The sequence below is a fragment of the Azoarcus sp. KH32C genome, assembly GCF_000349945.1.
Lineage (GTDB): Bacteria > Pseudomonadota > Gammaproteobacteria > Burkholderiales > Rhodocyclaceae > Aromatoleum.
In genome coordinates this window covers 416,232-435,466 of record NC_020548.1, presented here as the reverse complement: position 1 = coordinate 435,466, position 19,235 = coordinate 416,232, and the positions used below count along the sequence as shown (strand labels likewise).

The 19,235-nt window shown below is 66.8% G+C and carries 17 protein-coding genes; 10 read left to right on the top strand and 7 right to left on the bottom strand.

The annotated features are described in order from the left end of the window. A complete protein-coding gene (locus tag AZKH_RS24805; protein WP_015452056.1) occupies positions 1–336 on the bottom strand; it encodes a NifU family protein in 336 nt (111 codons plus the stop codon). Positions 337–526: 190 nt separating this feature from the next. Here AZKH_RS24805 and AZKH_RS27940 point away from each other — a divergent pair, with 190 nt between their 5' ends. After that, positions 527–2,041 carry a diguanylate cyclase domain-containing protein gene (locus tag AZKH_RS27940; RefSeq protein WP_015452055.1) on the top strand — a complete coding sequence of 505 codons (1,515 nt, stop codon included), beginning with the start codon at positions 527–529 and terminating at the stop codon, positions 2,039–2,041. A 9-nt stretch (positions 2,042–2,050) separates the two neighbouring features. On the opposite strand, the gene AZKH_RS24795 is transcribed toward AZKH_RS27940, so the two are convergent. The 3 genes from AZKH_RS24795 to AZKH_RS24785 all read right to left on the bottom strand — a co-directional run bounded on the left by AZKH_RS24795 (position 2,051) and on the right by AZKH_RS24785 (position 5,308). Beyond that, the gene (locus tag AZKH_RS24795; RefSeq protein ID WP_015452054.1) at positions 2,051–3,076 is read right to left on the bottom strand and encodes a M48 family metallopeptidase; all 1,026 of its coding nucleotides are present in this window, start codon (positions 3,074–3,076) and stop codon (positions 2,051–2,053) included. Further along, the gene (locus AZKH_RS24790) at positions 3,076–4,494 is read right to left on the bottom strand and encodes a YjgN family protein (protein ID WP_041657925.1); all 1,419 of its coding nucleotides are present in this window, start codon (positions 4,492–4,494) and stop codon (positions 3,076–3,078) included. The genes AZKH_RS24795 and AZKH_RS24790 overlap by 1 nt, the downstream gene beginning before the upstream one ends. Before the next feature lie 139 nt (positions 4,495–4,633). Further along, positions 4,634–5,308 carry a gamma-glutamylcyclotransferase gene (locus tag AZKH_RS24785; protein WP_015452051.1) on the bottom strand — a complete coding sequence of 225 codons (675 nt, stop codon included), beginning with the start codon at positions 5,306–5,308 and terminating at the stop codon, positions 4,634–4,636. Positions 5,309–5,571: 263 nt separating this feature from the next. On the opposite strand from AZKH_RS24785, the gene AZKH_RS24780 reads away from it, so the two are divergent. The 7 genes from AZKH_RS24780 (at position 5,572) to AZKH_RS24750 (ending at position 14,143) form a co-directional block, all read left to right on the top strand. Further along, complete coding sequence (locus AZKH_RS24780; protein WP_051071814.1) at positions 5,572–7,245, top strand: methyl-accepting chemotaxis protein; 1,674 nt, start codon at positions 5,572–5,574, stop codon at positions 7,243–7,245. A 21-nt stretch (positions 7,246–7,266) separates the two neighbouring features. Continuing rightward, positions 7,267–7,740, top strand: coding sequence for a chemotaxis protein CheW (locus AZKH_RS24775; protein WP_015452049.1), 474 nt, complete (start codon positions 7,267–7,269; stop codon positions 7,738–7,740). Next, positions 7,724–8,980 (top strand): CheR family methyltransferase, encoded by a 1,257-nt coding sequence (locus AZKH_RS24770; RefSeq protein WP_015452048.1) that lies wholly within the window; start codon positions 7,724–7,726, stop codon positions 8,978–8,980. The genes AZKH_RS24775 and AZKH_RS24770 overlap by 17 nt, the downstream gene beginning before the upstream one ends. Next, on the top strand, positions 8,977–9,630 hold the full coding sequence (locus AZKH_RS24765) for a chemotaxis protein CheW (protein ID WP_015452047.1): 654 nt from the start codon (positions 8,977–8,979) through the stop codon (positions 9,628–9,630). The genes AZKH_RS24770 and AZKH_RS24765 overlap by 4 nt, the downstream gene beginning before the upstream one ends. After that, complete coding sequence (locus AZKH_RS24760) at positions 9,627–11,954, top strand: hybrid sensor histidine kinase/response regulator (RefSeq protein ID WP_015452046.1); 2,328 nt, start codon at positions 9,627–9,629, stop codon at positions 11,952–11,954. Before AZKH_RS24765 ends, AZKH_RS24760 begins: the two co-directional genes overlap by 4 nt. Positions 11,955–12,036: 82 nt before the next feature. Continuing rightward, positions 12,037–13,083 carry a chemotaxis response regulator protein-glutamate methylesterase gene (locus AZKH_RS24755; RefSeq protein WP_015452045.1) on the top strand — a complete coding sequence of 349 codons (1,047 nt, stop codon included), beginning with the start codon at positions 12,037–12,039 and terminating at the stop codon, positions 13,081–13,083. Positions 13,084–13,099: 16 nt separating this feature from the next. Then, on the top strand, positions 13,100–14,143 hold the full coding sequence (locus AZKH_RS24750) for a diguanylate cyclase (RefSeq protein WP_015452044.1): 1,044 nt from the start codon (positions 13,100–13,102) through the stop codon (positions 14,141–14,143). Positions 14,144–14,168: 25 nt separating this feature from the next. Here the strand turns inward: AZKH_RS24750 and AZKH_RS24745 are convergent, their stop codons facing one another. The 3 genes from AZKH_RS24745 to AZKH_RS24735 form a co-directional block, all read right to left on the bottom strand. Next, positions 14,169–15,398 (bottom strand): MFS transporter, encoded by a 1,230-nt coding sequence (locus AZKH_RS24745; RefSeq protein ID WP_015452043.1) that lies wholly within the window; start codon positions 15,396–15,398, stop codon positions 14,169–14,171. Positions 15,399–15,470: 72 nt separating this feature from the next. Then, positions 15,471–16,118: a flavin reductase family protein gene (locus tag AZKH_RS24740; RefSeq protein WP_015452042.1), complete on the bottom strand. Its 648-nt coding sequence runs from the start codon at positions 16,116–16,118 to the stop codon at positions 15,471–15,473. A gap of 209 nt (positions 16,119–16,327) precedes the next feature. Then, positions 16,328–16,618 carry a hypothetical protein gene (locus AZKH_RS24735; protein WP_015452041.1) on the bottom strand — a complete coding sequence of 97 codons (291 nt, stop codon included), beginning with the start codon at positions 16,616–16,618 and terminating at the stop codon, positions 16,328–16,330. Positions 16,619–16,693: 75 nt separating this feature from the next. On the opposite strand from AZKH_RS24735, the gene AZKH_RS24730 reads away from it, so the two are divergent. Continuing rightward, a complete protein-coding gene (locus AZKH_RS24730) occupies positions 16,694–17,452 on the top strand; it encodes a metallophosphoesterase family protein (RefSeq protein ID WP_015452040.1) in 759 nt (252 codons plus the stop codon). Between the two features lie 154 nt (positions 17,453–17,606). Continuing rightward, on the top strand, positions 17,607–19,232 hold the full coding sequence (locus AZKH_RS24725; protein ID WP_015452039.1) for a cbb3-type cytochrome c oxidase subunit I: 1,626 nt from the start codon (positions 17,607–17,609) through the stop codon (positions 19,230–19,232). The last annotated feature ends 3 nt before the right edge of the window (positions 19,233–19,235 follow it).

Below are 19,235 nucleotides of genomic sequence, written 5' to 3'. Positions count from 1 at the left end.
TCACCGGTGCATCGTCGCCAGCGCGTTGACCTTGCGGATCACCGGAAACCGCTCCTGAATCTTCACCGCGATGAATTCCGACAGCGTCAGATCGGCCTGGCCGCAGCCGTGGCAGCTGCCGCCGAACTTCAGCAGGGCGGTGTCTCCGTGTTCGATGCTTTCGAGCACGACCGATCCCTGATGTTCGCCGAGCGTCGGATTGATCTCGGATTCCAGGAAGTGGCTGAGCTGAAGTTCGAGCGGCGCGACGCGGTCGTCGCGCGGTAACGCATCTCTGCCAGTTCGTCGGGGGCTGGCCGCGGGCTGAGGCGTCGAGTCGGCGACGACCGGTAGCAATATTCAAATCCAGAATGTCAAACAACGTGACGATTTTCGCGGCTGAAACAACTTCGGACAAAACATGGCCTAGATTGGACTATTAGACGGGAATTTTGCTGTCACGCGTCGGTCATGGTTTCTCCGGCGGACGCGTGGCAGAGCCGGTCATTGCGAACTGCGACCAGGAGCGCGGCGACGCGGGACGTCCATGGAATACGCCGCAGTTGAAGGTCGGCACGCTGGCCAGGTGTTTGCCGAGCAGGTGGGTCTGCTCTACAAGAACGCGCCCTTGGCCTATTCGGTCACCCTCGTGAACGGCGCAATCCTGGCCCTGGTCCAGGTGTCTTACGTTGCGCTTCTCCCCTTGCTCGCATGGTACGGCGCGCTGGTATCGGCGACGGCGTTGCGCGCCTTGCTCGCGCGACGCCATGCCCGCGTCGGTTCCGATCTCGATACCGCGGCGCGTTGGAATGCCGCGTACGTCGTAGGGACGGCACTCGCCGGCAGCGTCTGGGGGGCGAGTTCTTTCGTCATGGTGCCCAGTCCATCGGTGGCGCACGAGGTGTTCGTCGCCTTCGTGCTGGCCGGCATGTCGGCCGGGAGCATTACCGTGTTGGCCTTCAGGATGGAGGCCTGCCTCGCCTTCCTGTTTCCGACACTGCTTCCGCTGATGGCCCACTACCTCATGCTGGGCACGACGCTGCACATGGCGATGGCCTTGATGACCGCGATATTCCTGATCGCGATGGTTGTGTCCGCCTTGAATTTCAATCGGTCGGTGCGTGCGTCCTTGACGCTGCGCTTCGACAAGCGCGATCTGGAAGACGAGATCAAGCGGCGTGACCAGGCCGAGCAGGCGCTCTTGCTGGAAAAGGATCGGCTCCAGGCGGTGCTGGGTTCGATCGGCGAGGGCGTGGCGCTGATCGACGCCAAGGGTTGTATCGAATACCTGAATCCCGTCGCGGAAAAGATCTGCGGCTGGCCTTCGTACAGGGCCTTGGGCCGTCCGGCCAGTGCCGTGTTCGAGAGCTTCGACCGTCATCTGCACGAACGCACCACCACGGCCATGGAAGACACCGTGCACACGGCGCGTCAGATCACGAAGCAGACGGTGATGTATCTCAACGGCGGGGACAAGCGCATCATTGAAGAGTTGGCAACGCCGCTTTACGGCCGCCATCGCAAGGTCGTCGGAGCGGTCTCGATCTTGCGCGACGTAACCGAATTGCTACTGGAGGCGGAACAACTGGCTTACGCCGCCGACCACGACGCGCTGACCGGGCTGCCCAACCGCAGTTTGCTGCAAAACCGTCTGGAACAGGCCATCGCCCGCGCGCAGCGCAGACAGGAGCGCTTTGCGCTGTTGTTCCTCGATCTGGATCGATTCAAGGAGATCAACGACACGATGGGACACGCGGCGGGTGATGCGTTGCTGGTGGAAGTGGCGAGGCGCCTCAGCGACACGGTGCGGGAGGAAGACACGATCGCCCGGCTGGGGGGCGACGAATTCGTCATCATCGTCGAAGGGCCGGCGCAGGAGCATCACGTCAGGGCACTCGTCGACAAGATCGAGCGCGTCCTGTGCGAGCCCTACCGGCTCAGTTCCGAGACCGCGACGGTCTCGGTCAGCATCGGCATCAGCTTGTTCCCCGAGGACGGCCATGATGCGGAAGCGCTGCTGGGCCATGCCGATGCGAGCATGTACTGCGCAAAGAACGGATAGACGTCCGCGTTACCGGTTCATGCCACTGGAACCGGAAAGAATCGCCTGCACGCGTTCGGGCGTCGAGGGATGCGTCGACAGATACCCGGCTTTTTCGTCCTTCGACCGATCGAGCCGTTGCAGGATGTCGGCGAAACGTTGCGGGCCGATACCCAGGCGATGCAGCACGTCGACGGCGTGCTGGTCGGCTTCGCGTTCGAAGTCGCGCGAGTAGCCGAGTTCGGTGAGCATCAGTGGAAGGGCAGTGATGGCCGAAGACACGGAGGAGACGTCGCCGACGACCAGCGTCGCGATGAGGCCCATGAAGGAGGCCTGGATCGAGCCGCGCATGGCATGACGGTACCGGATGTGACCGATTTCGTGAGCGAGCACCGCGACGATCTCGTCGTCGTGCCGCGCCAGATGCACGAGCTGATCGGTGACGACGATGGTGCCGGCCGGCAGGGCCAGGGCGTTGGCACCGATCGTGTCGGTCGCGTCGCGGAACAGGATGCGGACCGGCGGGTCTTGCGGGACCGCTGTCAGCAGCGGGGCGAAGGCGGCGAGCAGGCGCTGCTGTTCCTCTTCAGGCAGGCGGCTGGCCTTGAAGGCATGGCGGTCGAGGATATCCAGCACCATGCGGTCCGCGTGGCTGTTGACCTCGGCGGGCAGCGCAAAGGCGGCGACTTTGGCGAGGGCCGGGACACCCCATTGGACGCTCCCCCAGACGAAGGCGACCGTGAGCGCCAGACCGACGAGGACATAGCGCAGCTTTGATTCGAGCCGATGGACCAACCCGCTTGCCGGGGCGCGATGTGCCGCAAGCTGGTCCACGGCGTCGTTGTCCTCCGTTTCGAAGCTTGCACCGTCGGGAAAGCGCAGGAAGCGCGGCGTGTTGCCGACTCGCGACGCAATATCGATGCATTTGAGTGCGACCGGCGCCAGCAAGTCCTCGCCGGATTGCGCTTCGATGCGTGCGTGACCGTTTTCGACGAGCAAGCTCGCGCGGTGGCTGCGCGAGCTCTTGCCATCGAAGAAACGGCCTTCCAGTCGCATCAGATGCCCAGATCCACGTCGAAGAGGTCGCCGATCTCGCCGCCGAGCGCCGAGACCTGTTCCCGCTGCGCGGCAGCGAACTCGCTCAGGTCGCTGTCGGCCACGAGGCCGATGTGTGCGGCAGCGTAGCGCGCGGTGCGCACCTTGGCCCAGGGGTAGAACAGCCCCAGGGTGATGCCGATGGCGAGCGTGTTGGTGACCATCAGCATCGCGTAGGAGCCGAAACGGTAGTTTGCTTGCAGCGCGAGCGTGCCGAGCGTCGTGTGGTTGTAGCGCAGGTTGGTGTACATCACGTTGGAAACCGCGAAGATCACCGGATAGGTCGCGACCATCGCCAGCGGAGCAAGCGGCGGGAAGATCTTGGCAACGACCATGGACAGCAGGAAACCGCCGATCGCGGTGCCGATCAAGGCCAGCGCGATCCGGTAGAACGGGCCGGGGCCCGCGTGGAACTCGAAGGGCTCGACGCCGTAGCGGCTGTTGTCGAGGACGAACCGCTGCTGGCGATGCATCGCGTAGGGCATCAACAGGCCGAGACTGAGCACACCGAGGAACGGCCACATCAGGAAGACCTTGTAGGCCTCGCCGAGACTGCCGTCGAAGCCGAAGCGCACGCCGCGCCACGCGGAGTTCTGGTTACGGAAGGCCAGCCCGCGCACCATGATCCACGGGAAGATGCCGAGGAAGGCCAGCATCAGCAGCGCCCCGAGCGGAGGGACGAACTTGTTCGCGAGCGAGTAGATCGCCAGCAGTGCAAAACCGATCAGCCGCCCCTTGAGGATCTTCACCGGATCGGCGAGGTATTCGAAGCTGGTGCCGTCGCAGCGGGTGTTGCCGTAGAAATAGCGCAGCGTGCGCACCTTGGCCCAGGCTGAGTAGATGCCCAGGGTGACGATGCCGAGGACCAGGTTGACGATCCAGATGCGGAAGAATTCGAAACCGTTGCCGGTGAATTCGAAGTCGAGCTCGCGGGGAACGCCGGTGGCTTCCGCGGCCCGGACGAAAGGACCGGTGGGCGCCGCGGGGGCGGCTTGCAGCTCGTTCGCGCGAGGGGGAGTGGAGATCGGTTCCTCGGTCTTGTCTTCGGCCCGCTTCTCGATCTGCGCCGGCTGGGCGGCCGATGGCTCGGGCGCGGCGGGTGCAGCGGGCACTGCGGGCGATGGCGCCGCAAGCGCTGCCGGCGGATGCACGGCATTCAGGCTCACCGCCATGCCGATTCCCGCGAGCCGCTGCCGGTAATCGTCGGCGACTGTCTGGTCGAGGTTGCGCTTTAATACGACCCGCGGATGGCCGAAGATCTTTTCGACTTCCTCCATCGGCAGGCGGAAGACGTCGCGGAAGCGCTGCATGACCTCTTCACGCGTGAAGCCGGCAAGGATGCCGCCCTGGAATATGAGATCGTAGGTTGCTTCTGCCATCACTCCCCCGAAAATTTGCCGGAACCGTCGCTGGATGCGGGCTGCGCTTGGGTTATGACGCGATGGTAGCATTCCGAAACTTCCGGCGTCATGACAAACGCAGCGCCGTATGATGAGACCCAAATCCCGATGCAGAAAATCAAGCAGACTTCGGAGGTGCCGGCGTAAGGGCCTTGAGCTCTCTTACGATCGCATCGACATACGGGTCTTGTAGCCCGCGCTCGGCGAGTGCGTCGTGGAGGGCATGGACGTAGTCGGCATTGCGGCCAAAGACTCCGGCGGCCTCCACAGCGATTCGCGCCACCGTCGGGGCCGTCGCATCCGGGTCGTAGAGGGGGCGGTCCGGGTTGATGACGAAGGCCATTGCGGTGACCTTCGTGCCATCCTCGAGCATCACCGGCGTCCATAGCGGATGGTAGTCGCCGCCTGCCATTTCGCGCGTCCAGAGCAGGCGCAGCTCGGCAGCGGCCTGATCGTCATGCAGGCGTAGCGCCACGCCCCGCACCTCGCCGCCGGGTTCCAGTGCCAGGACGCGTCCAGGACGTTCCAGGCTGCCGCGGCCGGACACCGACCGAAGGCAGAAGCTGCGGTGCCAGCCGTCGAGTCTCGCGGTCTGTCGCTCTTGGAAGTCGAAGAGCGGATTCCACATCAGCGAGCCGTAGGCGAAGACCCAGATGGCGCCGTGGGGCCGTGTATCCCACGTTCTTGCGAGCGAGCGCTCGAGGTCGGCGTCGCTCCACGAGAGATGGGCCGGCATGTCGAGGCCGCTGAGGAAGCTTCCGTCGATGAGGTTTGCTCGGGTCAGGATCGTCATGGTTCGAAGTTCTGAGGCGGTACCGGGGAGCCGAAGTACTCCGCTAACGGACTCTAGCAAAGCCCCGGTGAAGCCTGGCAGAGCTTCGATACGGATTGAGGAAGGGGACAAGGCAAAATAACCATGCCAGTCAAATAGGATTATCGAAAGATATTTCGTCCGGGATGACGGGGAACTGCGCGTACGCGATGTTGTCATTGATGCTGGACCGGTAGTGCATGCTTCTTGGTAACGTCCGATGTCCGGCCCGCGCGGGGTGAAAAATGCAGAACTGGACAATACGCAGACGACTCCTCGCAGGTGTCGCCATCATCCTGGGATTGATGGTCGTGATGGGCGGCGTGGCCTACACGCGCCTGGCGAGCATCGGCACGGATGCCGTCGCCCTTGCTACCGACGCGGCCCCCGGGGTCTATCAGTGCACCCAGCTGTATGCCGAACTGGTGACCGAACTTTCCCTGACCTCCCAGTACCTTGCATCGCCAGGCGCGGCGGTGCAAGGCCAGATCCGGTCGGAAATGCGGGCAAGCGCCGAACGTCTTAATGAAGCGATCCGCAAATACGAGACAACGATCTTTCAGCAGAAGGACCGGGAGAACTTCGAAGCCTTCAAGGCGAGCGCGGCGACCTACCTGCAGCTGCAGCAACGGATCGTTCCGCTCGTCGCCGACCGAAAGGGGCTGCAGGCTGCGGACGCGACGCGTGCCGAACTGGATCGGGCGTTCGAGAAGGCGCGGGGGGCGCTTCAGGTCGTCGTCGATTTCAATCAGGCCGATACGGAAAAGTGGCTCGCCGAAATCCGCCGGGACGTGGATTGGGCAATCGGCGGGATTCTTGCAAGCCTGCTGGCAACCTTCGTCTTCACCCTGGTGTATGCGTACCGCCTGATCAAGGCCATCGACTACCCGTTGGCCCAGCTTCTCGCGCTCGTCGAGACGATGCGTGGCGGCGATTTCCGCCGGCGCGTCGAATTCATGCGGCGCGATGAATTCCACTCCCTGGCCGCGGGCTTCAACCGTATGGCCGACGAGCTGACGGGGCTGGTCGGGCAGGTGCAGTCGTCGAGCGCCCGGGTCGGCGCCTCGGTGAACCAGATCGGCGCGACGGCGCGCGAGCAGCAGGCGACGGCGAGCGAAATTGCGGCGACTACCAGCGAGATCGGCGCGACCGCGAAGGAAATTTCGGCGACGGCGCGGCAGCTGGTGCGGACCATGGGCGACGTGTCGGGCGTGGCCGACCAGACCGCCGTGCTCGCCGGGGAAGGGCAGGCCGGCCTGACGCGGATGGGCCAGGGCATGCAGGCGGTGGCGGCAGCGACCGAGTCGATCAGCGCGCGCCTCGGCGTGCTGAGCGAAAAGGCGGGGAACATCGGGCAGGTGGTGAGCACGATCGCGAAGGTGGCCGACCAGACCAACCTGCTGTCGCTGAACGCGGCGATCGAAGCCGAGAAGGCCGGCGAAGCGGGGAAGGGCTTCGCCGTGGTGGCGACCGAGATCCGGCGGCTGGCGGACCAGACGGCGGTGGCGACCTACGACATCGAGCAGATGGTCAAGGACATCCAGTCGGCGGTCGCGGCCGGTGTGATGGGCATGGACAAGTTCTCCGAAGAGGTGCGGCGGGGGATGCACGAGGTCGACGAGGTCGGCGGGCAGCTGTCGCAGATCATCGCCGAGGTGCAGGCCCTGGCGCCTCGCATCGAGGAGGTGAACGAAGGGATGCAGGCGCAGGCCGGCGGGGCCGAGCAGATCAGCGAAGCGCTCGCCCAGTTGAGCGAGGCGGTGCGGCAGACGGTCGACTCGCTGCGCGAATCCGGGATGGCGATCGACGAGTTCCGGCGGGTGGCCAGCGAGCTGCGCGACGGCGTCTCGCGCTTCAAGGTGGGCTCCCCGGACGCCGAGGCGAGCGGCGGCAACGGCCTGCTGCCGCAATCGGCCTGAAGCGGTGCGGGGGAGGCGGCCGTGCTTTTCCTTCTGTTTCAGCTTGGCGAGGAGCGCTACGTGCTCGACACAGCGAGTGTCGCGGAAGTCCTGCCGCTCGTCGGCATGCGGCCGATCCCGCACGCGCCGCCGGGACTCGCCGGCGTGTTCAGCTGGCGGGGCACGCCCTTGCCCGCGATCGACCTCGCGCAGCTGATCCTCGGCCGGCCCGCGCGCCGGCGGCTGAGCACGCGTCTGATCCTGGTCGACTATCCCGCGGAAGCGGGCGGGCCAACGCGGCTGGGCCTGATCGCCGAGGGAGTCACCGAGACGGTGCGTCTCGACCCCGCAGACTTCACCGATGCGGGGCCCGCGGTCGACGCGGCACCGTATCTGGGGCCTGTTGCCAACGACGGGCGAGGGCTCGTGCAGCGCTTCGAGTTGCGCCATCTGCTGCCGACGACATGGCGTGGGCTTCTGTCCGCACCGGAGGCGGCCCGTGCTCTGGAATGCTGAGATCGTCGCCCTCCTCGAGCGGACGATCGGGCTCGATGCCGAATCGATCGGGCCGTCGCTCATCGACCGCGCCATTCGTGAGCGCCTGGCTGCCTGCGCCCTCGACGACCTCGATGCCTATCGGCAGCGGGTCAGCGCCTCGGGTGAGGAACTGCAGGCGCTGATCGAGGCCGTCGTCGTTCCCGAAACCTGGTTTTTCCGCGATCGCGAAGCCTTTGCCGGGCTCTGCCGCTTTGCGCTCGATCGCTGGCTGCCCCGCCACCCCGAAGGCGTCCTCCGCCTGCTGAGCGTGCCCTGTGCGACCGGCGAGGAGCCGTACACGATGGCGATGGCGCTTATCGACGCCGGTTTTCCGATGGGCCGCTGCAGCATCGATGCCATCGATGTCAGTGCCGCCTCGCTCGAGCGCGCAAACCGCGCCGTCTATGGCAAGAACTCCTTCCGCGGCGATGATCTGGGCTTTCGCGACCGCCACTTCGAGCGGACTGCGGCCGGCGAGCAGCTGAAGGAGGCGGTGCGGTGGGCGGTGCGCTTCAGCCAGGGCAACCTGCTCGCTGCCGATTTCGTCTCCGGCACTACGTACGACGCGATCTTCTGCTGCAACCTGCTGATCTACTTCGACCGTCCGACACAGGTGCGCGCGGTTGCCGCCCTGGCCCGCCTGCTCGCTCCCGAGGGCGTGCTCTTCGTCGGCCGGGCGGAAGCCGCTGCGCTGCGGGGGAGCGGCTTCACAACGGCCACGGTGCCCCGGGGCTTCGCCTTGCCCAGTGCGGCGCTGCCTCCGGTCAGCGTGGCTGCAGAACGCCCGGCCATGCCGCAACGCCTTGCGGTGCCGCGGGCAGCATCGGCGCCGGCGGCAAAGCCGCGTTGGCCGGGCTATCCGCGGATCGCGGCGCGCAGCCCCTTGCCGTCCGCGAGCCCGCAGCCCTGCGACCTCGAACACGCGGGCCGCCTCGCAGATCAGGGGCGCCTGGAGGAAGCGGCGCTGTGCTGCGGCCGTTATCTGCAGACCCACGCATTCTCGGCCCCCGCGCATCACCTGCTGGGCGTGATCCGGGCGGCATCCGGCGACCTCGCTTCGGCTGCCGCGCACTACCGCAAGGCCCTCTACCTCGACCCGCAGCACCCCGATACCCTGCTTCACTTCGCCCTTCTCCTCGAGCGGCAGGGCGACGCGTCGGGGGCGCAGCGCCTGCATATGCGGCGGCGGCGTCTCGAGCCGAACGGTGAAGGGCGATGAGCGCCGCCATTGTCGATTGCTGGAACCGCATCGGTGTGCGCGGCGATCGCTCCTGCCCCGAGCTGCAGGCCTGCATCCATTGCCGCAATTGCCCGGTGTACGCGGCTGCCGCACGTCGCTTGCTCGACGCCGAAATGTCGGACGAGGTCCTTCAGGCGGGGACGCAGCATGTGGGGACGGCAGTGGAGCCGACCGCATCAGGGGCCCAGGCGCTCGTCCTTTTCCGCATCGGCGTCGAATGGCTTGCGTTGTCGGCGCGGGTGTTCGACGAGATCGCCGGGGAGCGGCCGATCCATTCCCTGCCGAACCGGCGTAGCGGCGTATTGCTCGGTCTTGCCAACATCCGTGGCGAGCTCATCGTCGCCTTTTCGCTGATCCGGCTGCTCGGAATCGATCCGTCGCATGGGGAACAGGGCCGCGCCGCGGCTCGCCTGCTGGTCTTGCGCGATGTTGCCGAGCGTGCGGTCTGTCCGGTCGATGAAGTCTTCGGACTGCGGCGCTGCGCCGCGGACGAGCTGTCGCCGCCGCCCGCGACCGTCGCCCGCGCGGCCGCACCGTTCACTCGGGCAGTGCTGTCCTGGGAGGGCCGCTCGGTCGGGGTGCTCGACGAGCGCCTCCTCTTCGCCAGCTTCGAACGGAGTCTGGCATGAGTGCCGCGAGCGAGCGCGATCTCAGCCAGCTGTCGATGCTGGAGCTCTTCCGCCTCGACGCCGAAATGCAGGTCCAGGCGCTGACCGACGGCCTGCTCGCGCTCGGCGCCGATGCCGTCGCTGCCGCCCCGCTCGAAGCTTGCATGCGTGCCGCGCACTCGCTGAAAGGGGCGGCGCGGATGGTCGAGCTCGATGCCGGCGTCGCTGTCGCGAATGCGATGGAGGACTGCTTCGTCGCCGCGCAGCGCGGCGGGCTGCAGCTCGGCCAGCCGGAAATCGACATCCTCCTGCGCGGCGTGGACCTGATCGTGCGCGTCACGCAAACGCCGGAGGCGGAAATCGACGTCTGGTCCGGGGGCGCGCGGGCCGAGGTGACGGAGCTCGTCGCGGCGCTGAGTACCCTGGTCGCCGGACGTTCCAATGCCGCGGTGGCAAGGGTCGAAACAGCGGTCGTCCAGTCGGTCGAGGCCGAGGCGACGGAGGCGGGCGGGGCGGAAATCGCCGCCGTGCCGCCGGAGCCGCCGGCTGCTCTGAGGCCGGAGCCGGGCGCCGCCGCGATTGCGCACGATGCGCCGGCGCGCGTGCTGCGTGTTGGTGCCGACAACCTCAATCGCCTGCTCGGCCTCGCCAGCGAATCGCTGGTCGAATCGCGCGCGCTGGCGCCCTTTTCCACTGCGCTGCTGCGCCTGAAGCGCTTGCAGGGCGAGGCCTGCAAGGCACTGGACAGCCTGCATGAGCGCTTCATCGATGCGGCGGCCGGCACGGCCCGGGACGATTCGGGCATCGCCCTGGTGGCGGCGGCGCGCGAGCAACTGGGCGTCTGCCAGGCTTTCCTGACCGAGCGGCTGGCGGAAATGGAGCTCGCCGACAGCCGCAGCACGCAGCTCGCGCATCGTCTCTACGATGCCGCGCTGGCGTGCCGCATGCGCCCCTTCGCCGACGGGTTGCGGGGCTACCCTCGGCTGGTGCGCGATCTCGGCCGGACGCTGGGAAAATTGGTGCGCCTCGAAATCGAGGGCGGCGCGACCCCGGTCGATCGCGAGATCCTCGAACGCCTCGATGCGCCGCTCGGCCATCTGCTGCGCAATGCCGTCGACCATGGCATCGAACCCGCGGCGGCGCGGCGTGCCGCCGGCAAGCCGGAGGAAGGACTGGTGCGCCTCGCGGCCCGGCACAGCGCCGGGCGCCTGCACATCGTCGTCGCCGATGACGGCGGCGGCATCGATCAGGACAGGCTGCGCCGGACCGTCGTCGAACGCCGCCTGGCCAATGCGGAGATGGCGGCCGAGCTGAGCGAGACCGAGCTGCTGGAGTTCCTTTTCCTGCCCGGCTTCTCCCTCAAGGAGGAGGTGAGCGACGTCTCTGGCCGGGGCGTCGGTCTCGATGCCGTGCGCGACACGATCCGCGAGTTGCGCGGCCATCTGCGCCTCAACTCGACCGTGGGCGAGGGCACGCGCTTCCAGCTCGAACTTCCGCTCACCTTGTCCGTGGTGCGTGCGCTGCTCGTCGATATCGGCGGCGAACCCTACGCCTTTCCGCTCGCGCATATCGCCTGCACGCTCAAGCTTTCGAGCGCGCAGGTCGAGCAGCTGGAGGGACGCCAGCATTTTTCCCTCGCCGGGCGCCGCATCGGCCTTGTCGCCGCGCGCCAGCTCTTCGGCGGCGAGACCGGTCCGCTTCACGAGACCCTGTCCGTGGTCGTCGTCGGGGAGGGCGCTCATGCGTACGGGCTCGTCACGGACGGTTTCCTCGGCGAGCGCGAACTCGTCGTGCAGCCCCTCGATCCCCGCCTCGGCAAGGTCGAGGGCATTGCCGCCGGGGCGCTGATGGAGGACGGCGCGCCGCTGCTGATCGTCGATGTCGAGGATCTGCTGCGCACGCTCGACAAGCTGGTCGCCGGTGGCCGGGTCGGCCGGCTGGCGGAGGAGGCGCAAGGCGCCCGCACGCGGCGCCGGCGGGTGCTGGTGGTGGACGATTCGCTCACCGTCCGCGAACTCGAGCGCAAGCTCCTCGACCGGGCGGGCTACGAAGTCGAGGCCGCGGTCGATGGCATGGATGGCTGGAACACGGTGCGCAGCGGGCACTTCGACCTCGTCGTCACCGACATCGACATGCCACGCCTCGACGGCATCGAGCTCGTGTCGCTGATCCGCAAGGATCCGCACCTGAAGTCGCTGCCGGTGATGGTCGTCTCCTACAAGGATCGCGAGGAGGACCGCCGACGGGGCCTCGACGCCGGGGCCGATTACTACCTGGCCAAGGGGAGCTTCCACGACGAGGGCCTGCTCCAGGCGGTGGCGGACTTGATCGGAGAGGGAAGATGAAACGACCCCCACGCTCGCTTCGCTCGCTGCCCCCCGAGGGGGCGTCGGCCCCCCTCGGGGCGGCCCTTCGGGAGGCCGGGCCATGAAGATTGCGATCGTGAACGACCTCCCGATGGCGGTCGAGGCGCTGCGCCGGGCGCTGGCCGGAAATTCTGGGCACCAGGTCGTCTGGACCGCGGCTGACGGCGCCGAGGCCGTGGCGCGGTGCAAGCAGGAGACGCCGGACCTCCTGCTCATGGATCTCGTGATGCCGGGGATGGACGGGGTCGAGGCGACGCGGCGGATCATGGACGAGACGCCGTGCGCGATCCTGATCGTGACCTCGAGCGTCGGCGCGAACACCTGGCGGGTCTTCGACGCAATGGGGCATGGTGCGCTCGATGCCGTCGATACGCCCGTGCTCGGAGGCGATCCGCGAACGGGCGCGGCGTCGCTGCTGGCCAAGATCGACGCCATTGGCCGCCTGATCGGTGGGGGCCGGCCGGTGGCCATGCCCGCGGTGCGCCGGCAATCCGTCGGGATCGAGCGGCTGGTCGCGATCGGCGCGTCGGCCGGCGGCCCGGCGGCGCTCTCGGCCCTGCTCTCGGCCCTGCCCGGCGACTTTCCGGCGGCAGTCGTCATCGTTCAGCACGTCGACCGCCAGTTCGCGGTCGGCATGGCCGAATGGTTGAGGCAGCATTCGCGGCTGCCGGTGCAGGTTGCGGAAGAGGGCGACCGGCCGCAGCCGGGCCGTGTCCTGCTCGCCGGGACCAACGACCACCTGGCATTCACGTCCGCCCACAGGCTGGGCTACACCCGGGAGCCCGTCGACTGTGTCTATCGGCCATCGGTCGATGCGTTCTTCCACAGTGTCTGCCGCTTCTGGCCGGGCGAGACCATCGGTGTCCTGCTGACCGGCATGGGCCGGGACGGGGCGCTGGGTCTCAAGGCCCTGCGCGACCGCGGCTGGCACACCATCGCCCAGGACCGGACGACGAGCGCCGTCTATGGCATGCCGAAAGCAGCCGCAGACGTCAGCGCGGCGGTCGAGATCCTGGCGCTCGACCGGATCGCGCGGCGGCTCGTCGAGCGCTTCGGCCGGGTACCGCAGGGCGGCGCGAGGACGGTGGCCATGCCGCCCACAGAATGACGAAAGGAGAAGCACCATGAGAAAGGGAGACATGATCCATTCGAATCCTCCGGGCCCGCCCATCGCGGACGAGTACACAGTCATGGTGTTGCTGGTCGACGACCAGGTGATGGTGGGCGAGGCGGTGCGGCGCGCGCTCGCCGAGGACCCGAACATCGATTTCCATTACTGCCCGGACCCGGCCCGCGCGATCGCCGCGGCCGGCGAGGTCAAGCCGACAGTCATCCTCCAGGATCTCGTCATGCCCGGCGTGGATGGCCTGACGCTGGTGCGCGAGTACCGTGCCAATGCCGACACGCGCGACATCCCGATCATCGTGCTGTCGACCGAGGAGGACCCGGCAGTCAAGGGCGAGGCCTTCGTCGCGGGGGCCAACGACTACCTCGTCAAGCTGCCCGACCGGATCGAGCTGATCGCGCGCATCCGCTATCACTCGAAGGCGTACCTCAACCAGCGTCAGCGCGACGAGGCCTACCGCGCGCTGCGCGACAGCCAGCGGCAGCTGATGGAAATGAATTTCGAGCTGAGTCGCCTGACCAGCGTCGACGGGCTCACCGGCCTCGGCAATCGCCGCTATCTCGACGAGATGCTGGACGCCGAATGGAAGCGCGCGGGCCGCGCCCAATGCCCGCTGTCGGTGCTGATGATCGACGTCGATCACTTCAAGCAGTACAACGACACCTACGGCCATCTCGCCGGCGACGAGGTGCTCAGGCAGGTCGCCGCGGTCGTGCAAAAGTGCGCCGGCCGAGCCACCGATCTTGCCGCACGTTTCGGCGGCGAGGAGTTTGCGTTGCTGTTGCCGGTCACCGACCTCGCAGGCACGGTGCGCCTCGCCGAAAAGGTGCGCAACGACGTCGAGAACCTGCGACTGCCGCATGCCTGCGGCCTTGACGGCCGCATCAGCGTCAGCATCGGCGGCACCTGCCTCGTCCCGCACCGGACCGAGTCCTCATACATCCTCGTCGATGCTGCGGACCGCGCCTTGTACGAGGCCAAGCGCGGGGGGCGTAACCGCGTTGTCGTGCATGATCGGGAGTCGTTGCCGGCGACGGCCTAGCGGTGTCGCGCCCTCATTTGCGTGCTCAGGCCCGAACCGGCTCCCGTACCAGATGATCACGCCGGGCGAGGCCCGGGAAGAGCCGTATCCAGGCCGCGGCGACCAGCAGGGTGCCGACGCCGCCCAGGACCACCGAGGCGACGGGACCGAACCATGCGGCGGTGGCGCCGGACTCGAATTCGCCGAGCTGGTTCGACGCGCCGATGAAGATCGAATTGACCGCGGAGACGCGGCCGCGGATCTCGTCGGGGGTGTCCAGCTGAACCAGCGACTGGCGGATGACGACGCTGATGTTGTCCGCCGCACCCGTGACGGCCAGCGCCAGCAGCGAGAGGCCGAAGTGGCTGGAGAGACCGAACACCACCGTCGCCAGGCCGAAGACTGCCACGGAAACGAGCAGCAGCGAGCCGGACCGGCGGCGCACCGGCCAGCGCAGCAGCACGAGCGAAATGGCCAGCGCGCCCACGGCCGGGGCGGCTCGCAGCAGGCCGAGGCCCTCGGGCCCGGTGTGCAGGATATCCCGCGCGAATATCGGCAGCAGGGCCGTCGCGCCACCCAGCAGCACCGCGAAGAGGTCGAGCGAGATGGCGCCGAGGAGGGGCCTGTTCCGCCAGAGGAAGGTGACGCCGGCGAAGGCCGACTCCAGCGTGATTGCGCCTGCCGCCGGCCGATGCTCGTAATGGACTGCTGCCATCAGCGTGCCGGCGACCATCAGGAGTGCCATGCTGGCGGCGTACACGTGCGCAGCCCCGGCAACGTAGAGCGCGCCGCCGAGGGCCGGACCGGCGATGATCGCGGTCTGCATGCCGCTCGCGGCCAACGCGATGGCCTGGCTGAGGAGTTCGGGCCCGACCAGCAGGGGGATCAGCGCCTGCTGGGCCGGCATCTGGAAGGCGCGGGCGACGCCCAGGGCGACCGAGACGCCCAGGATCAGTTCGCGGTTCGCAAAGCCCTGCGTCGTGGCAGCGAGCAACAGGAGCGCAACCGCGGCCTGCAGCAGTATGCAGGTGGCAAAGATCCGATTGCGCCGGAGACGGTCGGCGACGTGGCCTGCCGGGAGCGTCAGCAGGAAGGCGGGGACGAACTGGAAGAGGCCGACCAGGCCCAGGTCCCAAGCGCTACCGGTGAGGTCGTACATCTGCCATCCGACGGCCACCATGAGCATCTGGTTGGCAATCGTGCCGATGAAGCGGGAAATCCAGAACTTGACGAAGCGGGGTTCGCCGAAGAGTCGGCGCAAGCTGGGGGTCTGCATTCAAAGGGGGTGATTCGGCGGTTGGGGGGAGGAGGAGCGTCGCGGCTGCGGCGCCCCCGGGATATCTTTTTGTTATGAATTTTCCGCCGGAACGGCGGCCGGGTCGTTCTGTTCGCGCCATTGCGCATAGGAGATGCGCGGCGCGTTGAAGCGATCGGTGGTGCGGCAATAGACCGAGGGCGAACCGAGGCGGCCGAGGGGCGCAAAGCCTTCGATATGCAGCCGCGGTCCGACGAGCTGATCGGCCAAGTGGAACATCACGACCTCGCCGACGTACACCTTGTTGGTGCCGAGGGGGATGGTGCTGTGCAGGCGGCATTCGAGGCTCACTTGCGCTTCGGCCACCCTGGGCACCTGGAGGTGGACGGACGGCGCCGTCGTGAGCCCGGCGGCGGCGAGTTCGCTTTGGTCGGGGGGGAAATCCGCGGCGGAAATGTTCATCGCGGCGAACAGGTCTTCCGTGACCATGTTCACGACGAATTCGCCCGTCGCCTCGATGTTGGCCGCCGTGTCCTTGAGTTGTCCGGCGTCGTTGCTGCCGACGCTGATCATCACATAGGGAGGGTTCGAGGCGACGGCGTTGAAGAAGCTGAACGGGGCCAGGTTGACGGTACCGGCCGCGTTCACGCTGGTGACCCAGGCGATGGGCCGAGGGACGACGATGTTGGTGAGAAGCTTGTAGTTATCGGCCGCCGAATGGCGGGAAGGATCGATTTGCATCGGGCTTTCTTTGTTGGGGGGAGGGGGCTCGTATCGTATACGCCTTTGCTCGCCCGGAAAGCACCAGCGGGCTGACCACAAAAATACTCACCTTGCCCCGTCCGAGACCGTGAAGGCCGCAATGCCCACCGCCGGCGCGGTTTTGCAGATCCTCGCGGTCCTCGGACACCTTGAATTGAAGGTGAGAGATTTTGGGCTCGGGGAGGAAATCACTCCTCGGCCGCCAGGTCCTCGAGGCGACGTGGTGAGCCGATCGCGACGCCCAAGCCGGACAAGGCCGGTCTGCCGCAGGGCCGGGCTCCGACGGCCGCCGCCAGGTCGGCGAGCTCGGGCGGAAAGTACAGTACGAGCTCGCAGTGCAGGCGTCCGACGTTCTCGTGCCGCATCAGCACCGCCGTCGTCCCGCTGCGGCCTTGCGCCGCGAAAAGCGCGCAAACGCGATCAAGCGCCTCGCCGGCCAGCATCGCGTCACCCAGATTCGCAGCGAACCATTGCTCCATTTGGCCTCCGTCGCTTCGGCTGTAACCTTTTCCTTGCTCATGCACTCCAATCGCAGGATCACGAGGGAGCGACATATGAAACTGCAGATCGTATCGGACATTCATCTCGGGCTGGCGCCGTGCGAGATTCCCGACACCGGCGCCGACCTGTTGATCCTGGCCGGAGACATCCACCGTCCCCGCGAAGCGATCGAGTGGGCTGCTGCCTTGAAGCGACCGGCGATCTATGTGGCGGGCAACCACGAGTATTACGGTTCGAGCGTCCCCGCGACCAACCGCTTGCTGAGCGAGCTGTCTCGCGATACTGCGGTGACGGTGCTCGACTGCGAAGAAAAGCGCATCGGCGATGTCCGCATCCTCGGCGCGACGCTGTGGACGGACTTCCGCCTGGCCGGCGAAGTGCGCGAACAGGCGATGGACGATGCTGTGCGCTTCAGCCGCGACTTCAGCCGCATCGCGGTCGACGAAGACCAGAAGGAGCTCTTCACACCGTCGCACTGTGTGGCGTTGTTCGAGCGTCATGCAGCCTGGCTGGAGGCTCGGCTCGCCGAGCGGTTCGACGGCATCACCGTCGTCGTGACCCATTTCGCGCCGGCCCGTGGCAGCATCGCCGAACGCTTCGCCGGGTCGCCCCTCAATGCGTGCTTCGTCTCCGACCTCGAGGCCCTGGTCGCGGGCAGCGATGCGGCGCTGTGGATACACGGCCACACCCACGACAGCTTCGACTATCGGGTCGGTGGGACGCGGGTGCTCGCCAACCCGCGTGGTTACGTGCTCAAGGGCGTGGCCGAGAACGCCCGCTTCGACCCCGGACTGACGGTACAAGTGGACTAAGGGCGGTGCGCGGCGGCGGCGATCTGCTGGATCATCGAGGGGCTTGTCCATAAGATGAATCAAAAATGTTGCTTTTGACGGGAAGCGCCAATAACATATATTGGCACAAAAATAATTTTCAGAAATATTCTCCCCTCAGAGGTGACTGTTCGTCATGGACATCCCATTGCTGTTGCTTTCGTCGTTCATCATTGCCGTCACAGGTTTGTTCTTTTTCATCTGGTCCCTGCGCAAGGGACTGCTCGACCCGGATGCGGCCGGGGCCAAGGTCATCTTTTCGCCCGGCGAGATCGGCCGGGTCGAGGAACCCGCTGCGAGGGCCGCGACGCAACGGGAGCTTCAGCGGGCAATGGTGTTTTCGCCCGGCGAACCGGACGCCGGGGAACTGCAGGCGCGCCTCGCGGCGGATGCCTCGTCCGCACGCCCGGCCTTCGTCCTGCTCGGCTTCGCGGTCTTCTGGCTGCTGGTGGCGTCGCTTGCGGGCCTCACTAGCTCGATCAAGCTCCATGAGCCCGACTGGCTGACGCAATATGCCTGGCTGAGCTTCGGGCGCATCCGCACGATCCACCTGAACGCGGTTGCCTACGGATGGGCGCCGATGGCGGCGCTTGGCGTCGCCTTGTGGATGCTGCCGCGCCTGCTGAAGACGACGTTGGAAGGCGCGCGCTTCGCGGTGTGGGGCGCGATCCTGTGGAACATCGGCCTCGCGATCGGCATCGGCTGCATCGCCATGGGCATCAACGACGGCATGGAGTGGCTGGAAATCCCGGGGCAGGTCGGTGTCCTGTTCGCGGTGGGCGGCGCGATGATCGGCCTGCCGCTGGTCTTCACGCTGCGCCGGCGCAAGGTCGAGCACCTCTACGTGTCGGTCTGGTACATGGGGGCGGCGCTCTTCTGGTTCCCCGTGCTGTACATCGTCGCGAAACTGCCCAACCTGCATTTCGGCGTCGAACAGGCGACGATGAACTGGTGGTTCGGCCACAACGTGCTGGGGCTCTTCTATACGCCGCTCTCGCTCGCCGCCGTCTATTACTTCCTGCCCAAGGTCATCGGCCGGCCGATCCAGTCCTACAACCTGTCGCTGATCGGTTTCTGGTGTCTGGCGTTCTTCTACGGCCAGGTCGGCGGTCACCATCTCGTCGGTGGTCCGGTGCCGGAATGGATGGTCACGCTGTCGATCGTGCAGAGCATGATGATGATCGTGCCCGTGGTGGCGTTCTCGCTGAACCAGCACCTGACGATGCGCGGGCATTTCGCCGCCCTGCGGCATTCGCCGACACTGCGCTTCATCGTGCTGGGCGGGATGATGTACACGCTGAGCTCGATCCAGGGTTCGTTCGAAGCGCTGCGCAGCGTCAACACGATCACCCACTTCACGCACTTCACCGTCGCGCACGCCCACCTCGGCCTGTACGGTTTCGTCACGCTGGTGATGTTCGGCGCGATCTACTTCGCGATGCCGCGCATCCTGTCGCGCGAATGGCCGTATCCGACGCTGATCGCCGTGCATTTCTGGCTGGTCGCGATCGGCTTTGCGATCTACTTCGTGTCGTTGACGACGGCCGGTGTGCTGCAGGGCTTTGCGATGCTCGATGCAAGCAAGCCATTCATGGAGTCGGTGCGCGTCACGCTTCCCTGGCTGGAAGGTCGCTCGATCGGCGGTGCCTTGATGACGCTCGGCCATCTCGCCTTCGCCGCCCACTTCCTGCTGATGGCGCTGGCCCGCGGGCCCAAGCGCAGCGGCGCCGCCATTCTCCGTCCTCTCGCCCGGACCGCCTGAACC